12 protein-coding genes, 1 tRNA gene and 1 other annotated feature are annotated in these 16717 nt (G+C 51.7%); of the genes, 9 read left to right on the top strand and 4 right to left on the bottom strand.

All coding sequences use genetic code 11. From position 1 onward, the window contains the following. Positions 1 to 27: 27 nt before the first annotated feature. Positions 28 to 543, bottom strand: coding sequence for a hypothetical protein (locus DXB92_RS01185; protein WP_117731898.1), 516 nt, complete (start codon positions 541 to 543; stop codon positions 28 to 30). 90 nt (positions 544 to 633) lie between these two features. Further along, positions 634 to 709 (bottom strand) — tRNA-Ala (locus tag DXB92_RS01180). A gap of 256 nt (positions 710 to 965) precedes the next feature. Then, positions 966 to 1191 (top strand) — a binding site (T-box leader). A 54-nt stretch (positions 1192 to 1245) separates the two neighbouring features. Here DXB92_RS01180 and tyrS point away from each other — a divergent pair. Continuing rightward, the gene (gene tyrS, locus DXB92_RS01175; RefSeq protein ID WP_117731896.1) at positions 1246 to 2466 is read left to right on the top strand and encodes a tyrosine--tRNA ligase; all 1221 of its coding nucleotides are present in this window, start codon (positions 1246 to 1248) and stop codon (positions 2464 to 2466) included. A 294-nt stretch (positions 2467 to 2760) separates the two neighbouring features. Next, complete coding sequence (locus DXB92_RS01170; RefSeq protein WP_117731894.1) at positions 2761 to 3702, top strand: leucine-rich repeat protein; 942 nt, start codon at positions 2761 to 2763, stop codon at positions 3700 to 3702. 109 nt (positions 3703 to 3811) lie between these two features. Here DXB92_RS01170 and DXB92_RS01165 read toward each other — a convergent pair whose 3' ends face one another. Together DXB92_RS01165 and DXB92_RS01160 are read right to left on the bottom strand one after the other, a co-directional pair. Further along, positions 3812 to 4201 carry a hypothetical protein gene (locus DXB92_RS01165; RefSeq protein WP_117731892.1) on the bottom strand — a complete coding sequence of 130 codons (390 nt, stop codon included), beginning with the start codon at positions 4199 to 4201 and terminating at the stop codon, positions 3812 to 3814. Between the two features lie 231 nt (positions 4202 to 4432). Then, positions 4433 to 5719 (bottom strand): O-acetylhomoserine aminocarboxypropyltransferase/cysteine synthase family protein, encoded by a 1287-nt coding sequence (locus tag DXB92_RS01160; RefSeq protein ID WP_117731890.1) that lies wholly within the window; start codon positions 5717 to 5719, stop codon positions 4433 to 4435. A 353-nt stretch (positions 5720 to 6072) separates the two neighbouring features. Between DXB92_RS01160 and DXB92_RS13300 the strand changes: the two genes are divergently transcribed. The 7 genes from DXB92_RS13300 (at position 6073) to ftsH (ending at position 16705) form a co-directional block, all read left to right on the top strand. Beyond that, positions 6073 to 6378 (top strand): hypothetical protein, encoded by a 306-nt coding sequence (locus DXB92_RS13300; protein WP_147329997.1) that lies wholly within the window; start codon positions 6073 to 6075, stop codon positions 6376 to 6378. A gap of 804 nt (positions 6379 to 7182) precedes the next feature. Then, a complete protein-coding gene (locus DXB92_RS01150; RefSeq protein WP_084194326.1) occupies positions 7183 to 9030 on the top strand; it encodes a ribonuclease J in 1848 nt (615 codons plus the stop codon). Positions 9031 to 9097: 67 nt separating this feature from the next. Continuing rightward, positions 9098 to 11062, top strand: coding sequence for a DHH family phosphoesterase (locus tag DXB92_RS01145; protein WP_117731886.1), 1965 nt, complete (start codon positions 9098 to 9100; stop codon positions 11060 to 11062). A gap of 220 nt (positions 11063 to 11282) precedes the next feature. Continuing rightward, positions 11283 to 11729, top strand: a complete 447-nt coding sequence (gene rplI / locus DXB92_RS01140) for a 50S ribosomal protein L9 (protein WP_021681113.1) — start codon at positions 11283 to 11285, stop codon at positions 11727 to 11729. Between the two features lie 244 nt (positions 11730 to 11973). After that, positions 11974 to 13323, top strand: a complete 1350-nt coding sequence (dnaB, locus tag DXB92_RS01130) for a replicative DNA helicase (protein WP_021681112.1) — start codon at positions 11974 to 11976, stop codon at positions 13321 to 13323. Then, positions 13313 to 14695 (top strand): tRNA lysidine(34) synthetase TilS, encoded by a 1383-nt coding sequence (gene tilS / locus DXB92_RS01125; protein WP_187118434.1) that lies wholly within the window; start codon positions 13313 to 13315, stop codon positions 14693 to 14695. Before dnaB ends, tilS begins: the two co-directional genes overlap by 11 nt. 66 nt (positions 14696 to 14761) lie before the next feature. Next, entirely contained in the window at positions 14762 to 16705 is a 1944-nt protein-coding gene (gene ftsH / locus DXB92_RS01120) for an ATP-dependent zinc metalloprotease FtsH (protein WP_187118433.1), read from the top strand. The last annotated feature ends 12 nt before the right edge of the window (positions 16706 to 16717 follow it).

The following is a 16717-nucleotide window of genomic DNA, read 5'->3' as shown; positions in this document are numbered from 1 at the left end:
TGGCAGAGCCGTTTTTTTGTGTGGTGTTTAATGATACGATAATACATCGTGATATGCTGGAAATTGGGTTTCCAAGTATGCGACTACGATAATCATTAACATGAAAATCCATATGCCTGTCAATGACTGCACTTTTATATATCGTTTGATTTTTTCAGATGACTTAGAATATGCAAATATCATGCCTGCAAAGCAAAGGACTAGCAAAAGAATAAGAACTATAAAACCTGAAAAATTGCCGCCGGCAGATTGTGTTCCATATCCCTCTATTATCCAGTTTAACGCTCTGATAGAATAGTGTGTTTGCCAAAAATATTCGAAGCAAAAAAAAGAAAAGGGCAGTGACAAAACCCATTTCAACAGAAGCTGCTTCTTACTTTCACTTAACAGCATAGCTGCATATATTACTGCTACAACCAACAAATATGGCAATCGGAATAACTCGTTTGCGATACCGATAATTTCCGCAAGAAATATAGCTGACACTGTAATAACTGACATTGTGGCGGAACATATTATGGTGTTTATCGTTTTGAATTTCATTTTTTCTCCCTAATTATGCATCGCAAGTTTTGATGTAAGAAATGGTATAGAAAAGCCCACCGTAATTCTCTTGGAATTTTGGTGGGTTTCTGGTGGAGCATAGGAGAATCGAACCCCTGACCTTCACAATGCGAATGTGACGCACTCCCAACTGTGCTAATGCCCCGTATGCCTTTATTATAACACCGGAATGGTGTCGTGTCAAGCATATTTTACCGCTATAAATGGAAATAGCCGCCCCACTTCCACATAAGGCGGCTATTTTTTCATAATAAGTACTTATGGGAGCAAACCGTCTGCTGGTATGCTCTTTCTATTTCTATGATAGACGATTCCTTTGGATTTGTCAAGTAGGTGTTCTGGATTTTTTACAGAAAAATCCCTTGACAACCGCCCGACAATATGGTATGATAAACACATTATGAAATGCGTAGAGCAAGAGAAGTATCTGCATTCGTGCCGGCACAGAGAACCCTCGGGTTGGTGGAACGGGGGAGCGTCACCGCAGAGAATACACTTGGGAGCAGGCTTCCTGAAACCGTCGTGCGTAGGGGAGTTCGGGCACGCCCGTTACAGCGTCTTTGAGGTCAGGGCGGCTTTCGCTCTGATAAATTGAGGTGGTACCACGGTGAAAACATCGTCCTCTGGAAAAATAGTTTCCGGAGGGCTTTTTTGTACCCTTCGGGGAAAGAGGGAAAGAACATGACAGTATTTGAAGAACTGAAACGACGGGGCCTGATCGCCCAGATGACCGATGAAAAGGAGATCGAGGAACTGATCAACGCCGGCAAGGCAACCTTTTACATTGGCTTCGACCCCACCGCAGACAGCCTGCACGTGGGACACTTCATGGCACTGTGCCTGATGAAGCGGCTCCAGATGGCAGGGAACAAGCCGATCGTTCTGATCGGCGGCGGCACGGCAATGATCGGCGACCCCTCCGGCAAAACCGACATGCGGAAAATGATGACCAAGGAAACCATTCAGCACAACGTGGACTGCTTCAAGAAGCAGATGAGCCGGTTCATCGATTTTTCGGAAAATAAGGCAATTGTTGTCAACAACGGCGACTGGCTGCTGGATCTGAACTATGTGGACGTGCTCCGCGACGTGGGTGCTCACTTCAGCGTGAACCGCATGCTCTCTCACGAGTGCTACAAGCAGCGTATGGAACGCGGTCTGACATTCCTGGAATTCAACTACATGATCATGCAGAGCTACGACTTCTACAAGCTGTTTCAGGATTACGGCTGCAACATGCAGTTCGGCGGCGATGACCAGTGGGCAAACATGCTGGGCGGCACGGAGCTGATTCGCCGGAAGCTGGGCAAGGACGCTTACGCAATGACCATTACCCTGCTGCTGAACTCCGAGGGCAAGAAAATGGGCAAGACCGAAAAGGGTGCGGTATGGCTCGATGCGGAAAAGACGACACCGTACGAGTTCTACCAGTACTGGCGGAACGTTTCCGATCAGGACGTTATCAAGTGCCTGAAGCTGCTCACCTTTGTTCCCATTGAGCAGATCGAGGAAATGGAACGCACACTGGAGGGACAGCAGCTGAATCAGGCAAAGGAACTGCTGGCGTATGAACTGACTGCACTGGTGCACGGCAAGGAAGAAGCCGAAAAGGCACAGACTGCGGCAAAGGCTGTCTTTGGCGGCGGCGGAAACAATGCGGATATGCCGACCACCGTTCTGAAAGCAGAGGAACTCACCGACGGCGGCATCGGGATCCTGACCTTGATGGTACGTTGCGGACTGTCCCCGTCCAACGGCGAAGCACGCCGGCTGGTACAGCAGGGCGGCGTTTCTGTGAATGACACCAAGGTCACCGACCCCAAGAGCGTGATCTATCCGGAAGCAGAAACCATTCTGCGAAAGGGCAAAAAGGTATTCCACAAGGTGGTTGTGGAGGACTAAGACTCATCTCCAACAGAAAATCCAAGGGCGTTCTGTGGTTGCAGGACGCTCTTTTTATAGCAGGGAAATCAACGCAGAAATACAAATAAAATGTTGAGGCAATACCGCACAAAGAGCGTCTGGCGACTTTGCACGCCATCTGCTTGCAAATTTCCCGTCATATTTCACAAAAATGCTCGTGAATACATCCAGTATTCACTCCGCTTTTTGTTTCATCTGACGAAAAATTTGACGACGCATCTGTCGCACAATCTTTGTGCGGTATTACCCTAAGAATGATATGGAGGAAGAAAAATGAAATTGTGGAAAAAAGGGTTAGCGGCATTGACTGCTGGCTTGCTTTGTCTGGGCAGTGTGGGACTGTCTGGCGTGGAATTGCCGGCGAGTGCAGATGTGCCATATTTTTACGACGGTATTTATGGAGATTTGTATTATGACGTGATCGATACAGTCGAAATTCGAATTACTGGTTGTGAAAAAGAAGTTACGGCTGTAGAGATTCCAGCGAAGATCGCTGGAAAACCGGTGACGAGTGTTGGAAGAAGTGCTTTTTCTGGCTGTAACAGTCTGGCTGCGGTCACGATACCGGACAGCGTGACGAGAATTGGCTTAGATGCCTTTTATAAGTGCAGCAGTCTGACCACGATCACGATGCCGGACGGTGTGACGATTCTTGGAGCGAACGCTTTTTCTTTCTGTACCAGTCTGACCGAAGTCACGATGCCGAACAGCTTGACAAGTATTGGAAGTAATGCCTTTTCCGGCTGTAGCAGCCTGACTGAAATCGAGATACCAGACAGCGTGACCAGCATAGGAGAGAGTGCTTTTTCCGACTGTAAAAAGCTGACCTCGATCACGATACCGGACAGCGTGACAAGCATTGAAAAATCTGCCTTTTCCGGCTGCAACAACCTCACTATTTATGGTTACGCCCGCTCTTACGCCCAGAAATACGCAGCCGAAAACAACATCAGATTTGCTCTGATCGGCGGATTGCCCAGGGGTGACGTAGACGGCAGCGGCGGCATTGACTCCACCGACATCTTTTACACCATGCTCTACATCGCCAACGTTGCCGTAGGCAATGACGGCGGGCTGACGGATGAACAGATCGCTGCCGCCGATGTAGACGGCAATGGCACAGTGGATTCCACCGACAGCTTCTATATCATGTACTACGTGGCTCTCCGCGGAGCAGGATATGACACTTCTTGGGAAGAAGTCCTCGCGAAATAACTTTTCCAAACACAAAAAACAGCACTTTTGCCCGCGGGTCTGCGGCTGCAAAAGTGCTGTTTCTATTTATGAAAGTGAGAGCCATAAACCGGCACAAAATGTTATGCCGTCAGTCCTCGTCGCCGGAAGAAATCGGAATCGTCTTTTCAGCATCATCTGCGGAATCGTCCTGTTCCGGCTTTGCATCGTCGGCAGGCTCTTCTTCCGGCATGTGCACGGTTGTCGGCTGGTCTGCTTCGTCGTCCTCGGAATCGATAGAGCAAACACCATCTGCACAGCAGCAGCCTGCTGCTTCGGCAGTGTTTTCGGTATCTTCTTCGTTTTCCGGCTCGTCACAGCAGGAGCACTCGTCGTCATTCGTGCAGCCGCCCTCCGGCAGGTCGTCACAATTGCATGCGGCTTCCAGTCGCTTGTCGTGTGCCTTTTTCAGTGCGTAAATAGTTGCAGCGGAAGCTGCGGCAGCTGCTGCAACCATTGCAGCGATAATCGTTCCTTTCATATCGATACCTCTTTTCTCCGACACCATGTCCTGTGCAGGCGTGTGCGAAAGTGTACACGCTGTGGTTCTTCTGCGGGTCGGCGACAGAAAACACAGACGTTTCCAGATTACAGCTTTCGTTTCGCTGTAATATTTCTACATCTATAGTATACCATATTTTCAAAGAAAATACAAGCCCCGACATGCAGATATTTGCAGATTATCCGACAAATTTTTCAGAGGTGACTACCTTTATACACGCTCCAGTGCCTGCTGCAAGTCGGCGAGAATATCCTCGATATTTTCCAGACCTACAGAAATGCGGATCAGTCCGCCGTCAATGCCTGCTGCTTTCAGCTGTTCTTCGGTCAGCTGGCGGTGGGTGGCTGATGCAGGGTGCAGCACACAGGTGCGAATATCTGCCACGTGTACCTCAATGGAAGCCAGCTGCAACGCGTCCATAAAGCGGACAGCAGCTTCTCTGCCGCCCTTGATCGAGATCGAAATGACACCGCAGGTGCCGTTGGGCAGATACTTCTTTGCCATTTCGTGATAGGGGTCGTCCGGCAGGTTGGGGTAGGTGACAGAGGCGATTTTGTCAGACTGCTTCAGCATTTTTGCCACTGCCATAGCGTTTTCGCAGTACTGCTTCATACGTACCGGCAGAGTTTCCAGTCCCAGATTCAGCAGGAACGCGGAGTGTGCCGCCGGATAACAGCCGAAGTCCCGCATCAGCTGCATTCTCGCCTTGATGATGTATGCCATTTTGCCGAACTCTCTGGTGTAGACTACACCGTGATAGCTTTCGTCCGGCTCTGTGAAGTCGGGGAATTTGCCGCTTTTTTCCCAGTCAAATGTGCCGCCGTCCACAATAACACCGCCGCACTGGAGAGCGTGGCCGTCCATGTACTTGGTGGTGGAGTGGATCACAATATCTGCTCCGAATTCAATGGGACGGCAGAGGATCGGCGTGGCAAAGGTGTTGTCCACGATCAGCGGGATCTGGTGGGCATGGGCGATCTTGGCGAACTTTTCAATGTCGAATACTGTCAGTGCCGGATTGGCAATGGTTTCGCCGAAGATCAGCTTGGTGTTGGGCTTTATCGCCTGCGAAATGGTTTCCTCATCTGCCAGCGGGTCTACCCAGATGCACTCGATGCCGAACCGCTTCAGCGTTACGCCGAACAGGTTCACAGTGCCGCCGTAAATGGTGGAAACGGAAACAATGCTGTCGCCGGCACTGCACAGATTCAGCACCGACAGCAGGGAAGCTGCCTGTCCGCTGGAAGTGAGCATTGCCCCGACGCCGCCCTCCAGTGCAGCGATCTTCTGTTCTACTGCATCACAGGTGGGGTTGGCGAAACGGGAGTACATCGGTTCCATGGGCATGTCAAACAGTTCCGCCACCTTTTCGGTGGAGTCGAAACGATAAGTGGTGCTTTGTACAATGGGTACTGTGCCGGGGCCGCCGTTTTTCGGGGTATAGCCGGCGTGCAGGCATTTGGTTTCCAGTTTTGCATTCGGATTGCAGGGCTGCATAAAAATTCCTCCAGAGTGTCGGCAGTACACGGGCAGGATTGCCCGAAATCATGTACTGCAAGTTGTATTTTTATAATAAAAAAGATGATACTATTATAGCACATTTTATTCGTTTTGCATAGACGGAATTTTCAAATCTAAACCCATAGAAAAAATCTATGGCAATACCGCACAAAGATTGTGCGACAGATGCGTCGTCAAATTTTTCGTCAGATGAAACAAAAAGCGGAGTGAATACTTGATGTATTCACGAGCATTTTTGTGAAATATGAGAGTCTGTTTCGTATCTGACGTATGCAGATTTCGTTGTCAGATTTTTTGAGAGATGAAGGGAAAAACGGAGAAAATCCTTTGTGGATTTTCGAGTATTTTCCCGAAATATCTCGGAAAATATGCACGCAAGATGCGTGCAGGAAGATACGAAACAGACTCTCAAGGGAAATTTGCAAGCAGATGGCGTGCAAAGTCGCCAGACGCTCTTTGTGCGGTATTGCCCTATGGCAACATCACATAGGAAAGGTGCCGGATTTACTGAAATTCCGTCGAAAGCCTTCTGCAGAATTGGCAAAAATGCAAATTTTCCAAAAATCCCATTGACATTCTCTTGTAAAAATCGTATAATGAAATTATGTATTGTTGTGCGTGAAGAAGGAATCTGACCAACGGCAGATTCCCGACAAATCAGAATGTCTGGGCAACCACAGAGATTCTGCATGAAATACTCGGGGCGGTTTTTGACCAGTGCACCCAAGGTGCGGGAAAGCTGGAACCATTTTACAACATGCCCTGCTGCCTGTCCGACGGACGTGAATTGCCGGCAGGCTGTATCTATTTAAAGTTTTTCCAACTCTTGAGAAACCCAGAAAAACCACACGGCGAAAAAGGTGGCTTTTCGGGGACAGCCAGAAAATGTACGCGGCGGAGAATCCGAAGTTCTCCGCAGAGATCGCAGGAAAGCAATCCTTTTTTTGTTTTGGAAAATGTTCCTCCGAACTTGTGAAAAAGCAGTTTGGGCAGGCATGGTGTGAAACCTGGGGCAGCGTTGCCCTTGTACTGTGCTGCCCTTGCACCAACGTGAATCAGGGGCGATACCGCACAAAGAGCGTCTGGCGACTTTGCACGCCATCTGCTTGCAAATTTCCCGTCATATTTCACAAAAATGCTCGTGAATACATCCAGTATTCACTCCGCTTTTTGTTTCATCTGACGAAAAATTTGACGACGCATCTGTCGCACAATCTTTGTGCGGTATTGCCCAGGGTGTCCTTTTTCCATGCAGCCCGTTTTTTCTGAAAAGGCGGTTTGCAGAACAGGCGGAGGAGAATTCTGCCGTCATGCGGCGGCAATGTGCCTGCTGAACAGGCGGCAGTCTGTGCGAGTGCCGATTCGGCAGGCAGACTGACAGTGATTTCGGAAAAGAGAACATTTGTGCTGTCCCCACGTGAGAAAGTGAGGATATTTATTTGGCAAACGAAAAAGAACAGGTAAGAGAAGTACGAAACAATCCCCAGCCCCGCAAGAGAAGCTATGGGGCAAGACCACGGCAGCAGGGTGCCGGCGAGCGTCCCTCCGGCGGCAATCGCCGTCACAACAACAATCCACGCCCCAGAAACAACAACAATGCACAGCCGACACGGCAGAACCGCCAGAAGCGGACACCGGTACGTATCATTCCGCTGGGTGGTCTGAACGAGATCGGAAAGAACATGACCGTGTTTGAGTGCTGCAATGACATGTTCATTCTGGACTGTGGTCTGGCATTTCCGGATATGGATATGCCCGGTGTGGATATTGTCATTCCGGATTTCACCTATGTGGAGGGCAACAAGGACAAGATTCGCGGCATTGTCATTACTCATGGTCACGAGGACCATATCGGCGGTCTGGCATATCTGCTGAAAAAGATCAATGTGCCGATTTATGGCACCCGCATGACACTGGGACTGATCGAGGGCAAGCTGGAAGAACACGGGCTGCTCAAGCAGGCGAAGCTGATCGAAGTGGAACCCCGCACCACCGTGAGAATGGGCTGCATGGCAGTGGAATTCATCAAGGTGAACCACTCTATCCCCGGTGCGGTCGGCATGGCGATCCATACACCGGCCGGCATCATTGTCCACACCGGTGACTTTAAGGTGGACTTCTCGCCGATCGACGATGAGATCATCGACCTTGCACGATTCGGCGAACTGGGCAGCCGCGGCGTACTGGCACTGATGGCAGACTCCACCAATGCAGAGCGTACCGGCTTTACATGCTCGGAACGCACCGTTGGCGGCAGCTTTGAAAAGCTGTTCAAGCGGGCGGAGGGAAAGCGAATCATTATTGCTACATTCTCCTCCAATGTGCACCGTGTACAGCAGATCATCGATCAGGCAAAGAATTACAATCGAAAAGTAGCGGTGTTCGGCCGCAGCATGGTGCATGTCATCGAAAAGGCGACGGAACTGGGCTATCTGAAAGTGCCCAAGGGCATTATGATCGATATTGATGAAATGAACCGTTATCCGGACGACCAGATCGTACTGGTGACTACCGGCAGTCAGGGCGAACCGCTGTCGGCTCTGACACGTATGGCAATGAACAGCCATAAAAAGGTGACGATCACGCCGAATGACTTTATCATCATCTCCGCGAAGCCGATCCCGGGCAACGAAAAATATGTTACACGGGTAGTCAATGAACTGATGAAATCCGGTGCGGAAGTCATCTACGAATCCATGTATGAAGTGCATGTTTCCGGTCACGCGTGTCAGGAGGAGCTGAAGCTGATCCAGGCTCTGACGAAGCCGAAGTTCTTCATTCCGGTGCACGGTGAATATAAGCATCTGGTCAAGCATGCGGAAATTGCAAAGTCTATGGGCATGCCCAGCGATCATATCATCATTTCCAAGATCGGTGATGTCATCGAAACCGACGGCAACTCCATGCGTATCGTTTCACAGGTGCCTGCCGGTCGGGTTATGGTAGACGGTCTGGGTGTCGGCGATGTCGGTTCTATCGTGCTGCGGGACAGAAAGCATCTGTCACAGGACGGTCTGATCATTGTAGTGATCGGCATCGAACGGGCAGCCAATGCCGTAGTGGCAGGACCGGACATTATCTCCCGCGGTTTTGTCTATGTGCGGGAGTCGGAAGAACTCATGGACGAGGCACGCAATGTCATGACGACTGTGCTGGACAACTGCAACGCACGGGACCTCAAGGAATGGGGAACGCTGAAAACCAAGCTGCGTGATGTTCTGTCCGACTTCATCTATGCCAAGACCAAACGCAGCCCGATGATCCTGCCGATCATCATGGAGGTATAAATGCCTGTTACAGGCTCTTGAAGATAGCTGTTGCTGAAAAGCAGCTGTCTGCAAAGGAGAATGCAGCATGAAACGAAAATATGGGGTGATGATCGCCACATGGATCTTGTGGTTTATCAGCGTCCTTGTACCGCTGTTTTGTATGGTGCTCCAGCGAGTGCCCCAGCGGTTTTTGACCATACAATTTCTGGTGATCTTGCTGTTGGGGATTCTGCTCTGTGTCCAGTGGATCTGGCTGCGGCGTGCAGAACGGATACAGAATACCGCTGTTCGCGGCGAGATCGAGGGTGCCGGCATGGCTGCCCTCCAGAGCATGACTGTGCCGATGATTCTGGCGGAACGGGACGGAAAGATCCTCTGGAGCAATGCGATCTTCCAGAACCGCTTCGTGTCGGGACGCTCTGTGCTGGGGCGTTCTGTGCAGGACGTGATTCATCTGAATCTGGCGGCTCTGGATCAAAACCGTGACCTGTTAATGGAGCACAACGGGCTGAGTTATCGGGTGCATGCCGTTTCCAGTGCCCAGAACCAGCAGGAAATCATTGCGGTGCAGTTTCTGGAAATCACAGATATTCTGCGGTTGCAGCACGAGCAGACCAACTCCCGTCCCTGCGTAATGCTGCTGGTGATCGACAGCTATGACGATCTGCTGCAATACGCCAGAGAAAGCGAAAAGGCACAGGTTTCCGCCGAGGTGGAACGGGTGCTGGAAAACTTTATGCAGGGGACCGAGGGCATTATCCGCAAGGTGGAAAACGATCTGTTCTATGCGGTAATGGAATCCCGCTATCTGCACGAGATCATGAACAACCGGTTCCATGTGCTGGACGAGGCACGGCAGATTCGTGTCAACGACCGCATGCACATCACCTTTTCCATTGGCGTGGGTGACGGCGGTTCTACATTGGCGGAGAGCGAGAAGTTTGCCCGCCAGTCGCTGGATATGGCACTGGGACGGGGCGGCGATCAGGCGGCAGTGAAAACGGAAAACGGGTTCTGCTTTTTCGGCGGTGCCTCCAAGGGCATCGAGAAGAAGTCCAAAACCAAGATTCGCTCCATTGCCCTTGCCATGCAGGAACTGATCGAAAATTCCGATCAGGTGTTCCTTATGGGACACCGCTTCGGCGATCTGGATTCCGTAGGTTCTGCCTGCGGTCTGGCGGGAGCCGTGCGGCTGATGCAGAAGCCGGCGTATGTGGTGGTGAACCAGCAAAGCTGTCTTGCCACCCAGCTGATCGACCGTATGCAGCAGTGTCCGGACGGTCCGAAGTTTATGGAACCGGTGGACGCACTGGCACAGGTGACGGACAACAGTCTGCTGATCGTCGTGGATACCCACAACAAGGACATTCTGGAAAGCGTGGATCTGTACCATGCGGCACGATATGTCATTGTCATCGACCACCACCGGAAAAATGTGAATTTCATTGAAAATGCGGTGATTTTCCACCACGAACCCTATGCGTCGTCCGCTTCGGAAATGGTGACGGAGATCATACAGTATTTCCGGCTGGATACCGAGGTTTCCTCGGCATATGCCGATGCCCTGCTGGCGGGAATCATGCTGGATACCAAGAATTTTGTCATGCGTACCGGTGTGCGAACCTTTGAAGCGGCGGCGTATCTGCGGAAGATCGGGGCGGATACGGTACAGGTCAAGTCCCTGTTCTCCAATACGATTTCCATGTACTCCATGCGTGCCCAGATCGTGGCACATGCGGAATTGTACCGGAACAACGCTATTTCTGCCGTGAAGCTACAGGACAAAAATGCCCGTGTGCTGGCGGCACAGGCGGCAGATGAACTGTTGAGCATTCAGGGCGTGGAAGCTTCCTTTGTGCTGTATCTGGAAGAAACCGGCGTGGGAATCTCCGCACGCTCTATGGGTAATGTCAATGTACAGGTCATCATGGAGCAGCTGGGCGGCGGCGGTCACCAGACAATGGCGGCAACGCAGCTGAAGGGCTGTACCATTCAGGAGGCAAAGGAACAGCTGCTGCTGATTCTGGAAGCACAGGAAAATGAAACTTAAGGAAACACTGCATAAAGCCCGCCTGACGGCTTTGCACGCAATCTGCGTGCAGATTTTCCGTCATATTGCCCAGAAATCCCTTGCCATACATACAGTATGCCTGCGGAATTTCTGTACAATCTGCCGAAAAATCTGACAACGCATCTTACGCACAAGCTTTATTCCGTGTTTCCATAATCGGATAAGCATTTCCTTAAAGTAAAGAAAAGGAGAGAGAACCATGAAAGTAATTTTTATGCAGGACGTAAAAGGCTCTGGAAAAAAGGGCGAAGTGAAAAACGTTTCTGACGGCTATGCCCGCAACATGCTGCTGAAAAAGGGGCTGGCAGTAGAAGCAACACCGCAGAACCTGTCGGAACTTTCCGGAAAGCAGTCCTCCGCAGCTCACAAGATCGACGTGGAAAAGCAGAATGCACAGGCAATTGCTGACAAGCTGAAAGGACAGACCGTTCACGCCGGAGCAAAGGCTGGCAACGGCGGCAGACTGTTCGGGGCAGTTACTGCGGCACAGATCGCGGAGTGCATTGAAAAGCAGTTCGGCTGCAAAATCGACAAGAAGAAGATCGGTCTGAAATCAGACATCAAAAATTTCGGCAGCTATGAGGCAGATATTCGCCTGTACACCGGCATTTCTGTCAAGGTGACTGTAGAAGTTGTCGAGGAATAAAGGCAACACCGCACAAAGCCCGCCTGACGGCTTTGCACGCAATCTGCGTGCAGATTTTCCGTCATATTTCACAAAAATGCTCGTGAATACATCCAGTATTCACTTCGCTTTTTGTTTCATCTGACGAAAAATTTGACGACGCATCTGTCGCACAATCTTTGTGCGGTATTGCCCAGAATCATCAGCAACAGAGCAATGCGGGTACGGTTTTCGTCCCGCATTATTTTTCCAAGGAGGGATTTTCATGGCAGATACAGTGTATTCTTCCAACGAAGCCGCAGAACTGCCCTTTAGTCTGGAAGCAGAACAGACCGTGCTGGGTGCCATTCTGCAAGACCCGAATGTACTGCCGGTAGTATTGGAAACCGTTCGTCCGGAATGCTTTTTCAATCCCCAGCATCAGGAACTGTTCCAGATCATTCTGCAAATGTTCACTTCCGGTGAAAGAGCAGACGTGGTGACGGTGCTCAATGTGGCAGTGCAACGCAAGGTGTTCGAAACCGCCGCAGAGGGCAGAAACTATCTGGCGGCGTTAATCAACAGTGTGCCGTCTACCTCGAATATCGAGAGCTACTGTGCCATTGTCACGGAAAAATATTATATCCGTTGTCTGGCATATGCGGCACGGGGCATTTTGCAGGACATTCAGTCCGGCGAGGGCAGTGCCCAGATGCTCATGGACGCGGCAGAACAGCGGATTTATGACATTCGGCAGGGCAAGGATGTGCAGGGGCTGACCAAGATCGGCGATGCTATTTGTGAAGCCTATGACCATGTGGGCAAAATTGCAGGGCCGGACAAAGAAAAATATGTAGGTGCCAGAACAGGATTTTCCTATCTGGATACGGTGACTTCCGGTCTGAACAAGTCGGATCTGCTGCTGATCGCTGCCCGCCCCGGTATGGGTAAAACTTCTTTCGCCCTGAACATTGCCACCAACGTGGCACGGCACAGCGGCAAGGAAGTGGCGATCTTTTCGCTGGAAATGTCCAAGGAGCAGCTTGCCACCCGTATGCTTTCTTCGGAAGCACTGGTAGATTCCCAGAAGCTTCGCAACGGCTTTCTCACCAACGAGGACTGGGTGCGGCTTGCCACCAGTGCCGGCGTTCTTAGCGGACTGCCCATGTACATTGACGATACTGCCAGCATCAACGTGCAGCAGATCAAGGCGAAGCTGCGGCGTATGAAGAATCTGGGACTGGTGGTCATTGACTACCTCCAGCTGATGGGTTCTACCCTGAAAACCGACAACCGTGTACTGGTGGTTTCGGAACTGACGCGTCAGCTGAAAATCATGGCGAAAGAATTGGATATTCCCATTATTGTTCTGTCCCAGCTGTCCCGTGGTCCGGAAGGACGTAACGACAAGCGGCCGATGCTGTCTGACCTCCGTGAATCCGGTTCTATCGAGCAGGACGCGGACATTGTAATGTTTCTCTATCGGGATGCTTACTATAATAAGGACAGCCCCACGCCGAACATTTCCGAGTGCATCGTGGCAAAGAACCGTCACGGCGAAACCGGCACCGTTAAGCTGATGTGGGACGGTCAGTTCACTCGCTTCTCCAATGCGGAAATGCGTGATGAGGGCTGATGCTGTTTCCCGTGCAGTACTGGAGCAACTGCGGGAACTGCACTGTCTGGAACCAGAACAGACTGTCTGCTGTGCCCTTTCCGGCGGGGCGGACAGCGTGTGTCTGCTCCGCTGCCTGCTGGAACTGCGTCCGGTGCTGGGTATTACAATTACGGCGGTGCATGTCAATCACCACCTCCGCGGAGCCGAAAGCGAACGGGACAGAGCATTCTGTCAGCAGCTTTGTGCAGGGCTGGGCGTGCGGCTGGCGGTCTATGATGTGAATCCGGCAGCAAGGGCAGTAAAGGAGCACTGCTCCGAGGAACTGGCGGCAAGGGAATGCCGGTATGCTGCTTTTGCACAGGTGCAGGCGGACTGGATCGCCACGGCACACACCGCCTCGGACAATCTGGAAACGGCAGTGCACCGGCTGGTGCGGGGAGCAAGCCTGCATGGACTGACGGCAATTCCGCCGAAAAACGGGCGGTTTCTCCGTCCGCTGCTGCGGGTGACACGGCGGCAGGTGGAACAGTATCTGGAATCACTGGGGCAGACCTATGTCACCGACAGCACCAACCTCACCGATGCCTACACCCGCAACCGGATCCGGCATCAGGTGATTCCGGCACTGGAACAGCTGAACCCTTCTGTAGAACGCACGGTTTCCTATACCCTGCGGAGCCTGCGGCGGGAGGACGATTTCCTGCACCAGCAGGCACAGGCAGCTTATGCCAAATGCCATACTGGAAAGAATACCCTTTCCGGCTTGGAAACGCTTCACGAGGCGTTGCAGTTCCGGTGTATTGCCATGCTACTGGAGGAGGCGGGGATCTCCTGTGAAGCCCCGCTGCTGGAACGTCTGGCGGCACTGGCACGGCAGGGCGGCAGGTGGAATTTGTCTGGTGCTGTTTATGCTGTGGGAAAGTCGGGCACACTGACCATAGAAACGGTGCAGCTGCCGGAGCCTTTGCCGGAAGCGATCCCTCTGCAAATGGGGGAAAACCGGCTTTTTTCAGGTTTTGTGTTGCATGCCCGACTGGAAACAGTGTCGCCTGCGGAAAATGTTGCAAATATTCATAAAAAATTTGCAAATGCGTGTCTGGATTATGATAAAATAAAAGGTGAAATCTTCCTGCGTCCCAGACAGTCCGGCGACCGCATGCAGCTTTCCGGCAGAGGGTTTACCTCTGCTCTGAAAAAACTGATACAGGCGAATCTTCCGCCGGAACGCCGTCGCACGGCTCATGTGCTGGCAGATGCAGACGGGGTGATTTTCGCCGAGGGCGTGGGCTGTGCCGCAAGAGTTTGTCCGGACGGAGAAACCAGACGGCTGCTGGTGCTGGAAATTCTCGGGAAATGGTGTAAACTTGATGCAGCAGTTCCCTCGCAATGATATAGAGAGAACTGGCAGCAATGCTGCCTGCCGGTTTTCTTTTCAACAGAATGGAGTGAATGTAATTTGACACCAAAGAAAGGCCGTGGGATCGGAGCGTATCTGCTCGTTGTCGTGGTATTGATCGTGGCACTGGTTTTCCTGCTGAACGGGCTGAAAACCGGCGGCAAAGAAACCAAATATTCCGACATTATGAAGTACTTCGATAATTATGAAGTCACTGCGTACACCTTGGATCTGGGCTCCGGCGAACTGAAGCTGACGCTGGACGACGGGGATAAGCTGACCTATGATGTGCCCAATGTATCGGTATTCCGTGATGATACGAAGGACTATCGCACCAGCTATAACCAGAAACACCCCGATGCTCCGCTGCAGGTGGACTATTATAAGATTCGGGATACTTCGTGGCTGCTGACACTGATTCCCACACTGGTGCTGCTGGGGCTGATGATCTTCCTGTTCGTGTTCATGATGCGGCAGGCAAACGGCGGCGGCAAGTACACCACCTTCGGCAAGGCAAACATCAAGAATCAGGCGAACACCCGCAAGGCAACCTTTGCCGATGTGGCAGGTGCCGATGAGGAAAAGCATGAACTGGAAGAAATCGTAGACTTCCTGAAAAATCCGCGGAAGTATGCGGAACTGGGTGCCCGTATCCCCAAGGGCGTACTGCTCATGGGACCTCCCGGAACCGGTAAGACTCTGCTGGCGAGAGCTGTTGCAGGAGAAGCCGGCTGCCCGTTCTTCTCCATTTCCGGTTCGGATTTCGTGGAAATGTTTGTGGGTGTCGGTGCGTCCCGTGTCCGTGACCTGTTCGATCAGGCGAAGAAAAACGCTCCGTCTATCATCTTTATCGATGAAATTGACGCAGTCGGCCGCCACCGCGGCACCGGCATCGGCGGCGGACACGATGAACGGGAACAGACACTGAACCAGCTGCTGGTGGAAATGGACGGCTTTACCGGCAAGGACAACGTCATTGTCATTGCTGCCACCAACCGGCGGGATATTCTGGATCCGGCTCTGCTGCGTCCGGGACGGTTTGACCGTCAGATCGTGGTCGGCTATCCGGACGTTAAGGGTCGGGAACAGATCCTGAAAGTACACACCAAGAGCAAGAGCATCGGACCGGACGTAGACCTGACTACCATTGCCAAGTCTACCGTGGGATTTACCGGTGCTGATCTGGAAAATCTGGTGAATGAAGCCTGCCTGCTTGCTGCACGGAAAAATAAAAAGGCAATCACCATGGACGAAATTCAGGAGGCGACCATTAAGGTGATCGCCGGACCGGAAAAGAAGTCCCATAAGGTAACGCCCAAGGAAAAGCGGCTGACCGCATTCCACGAGGCAGGGCATGCAGTCTGCACCTATTACTGCGATCATCAGGATAAGGTGCATCAGGTGTCCATTATCCCCAGAGGTATGGCTGGCGGCTATACCATGTCCCTGCCGGAGCAGGACAAAAGCTTCGTTTCCAAAAAGGAAATGGAAGAAAACATCATCACGCTGCTGGGCGGACGTGTGGCAGAACAGCTGGTGCTGGACGACATCTCCACCGGTGCCTCCAACGACCTGGAACGTGCCACTTCTACCGCACGGAGCATGGTGACTCGTTACGGCTTCAGCGAAAAGCTGGGACCGATCGTCTATGGCAATGACCAGAACGAGGTTTTCCTCGGCAGAGATCTGGGCTCGTCCCGCGATTACTCCGACCGCGTTGCCGGTGAGATCGATGACGAAGTACGGAACATCGTGGAAAAGGCATACGACAAGGCAACAGCGATCCTGCAAATGCACATGGATCAGCTGGAACTGCTGGCGAAGTATCTGATGATCCACGAGAAGATCGAGAAGGACGACTTCGAAACATTGATGCAGGGCAAAATGGATTCCTCCCAGTTTGAGGAAACACCGGCAGAACCGGAAACCTCTGCAACAGAAGCAGAACCGACAGAAGAAAAGCCCACGGAAAATGGAGATTCTTCTGCACCAACTGAAATGTAAACAATTGTCATC

This window comes from Ruminococcus sp. OM06-36AC, from assembly GCF_003438725.1.
Lineage (GTDB): Bacteria > Bacillota > Clostridia > Oscillospirales > Ruminococcaceae > Ruminococcus_C > Ruminococcus_C callidus.
The sequence above is the reverse complement of the archived record's forward strand: the minus strand, read 5'-3'. Positions and strand labels throughout refer to the sequence as shown.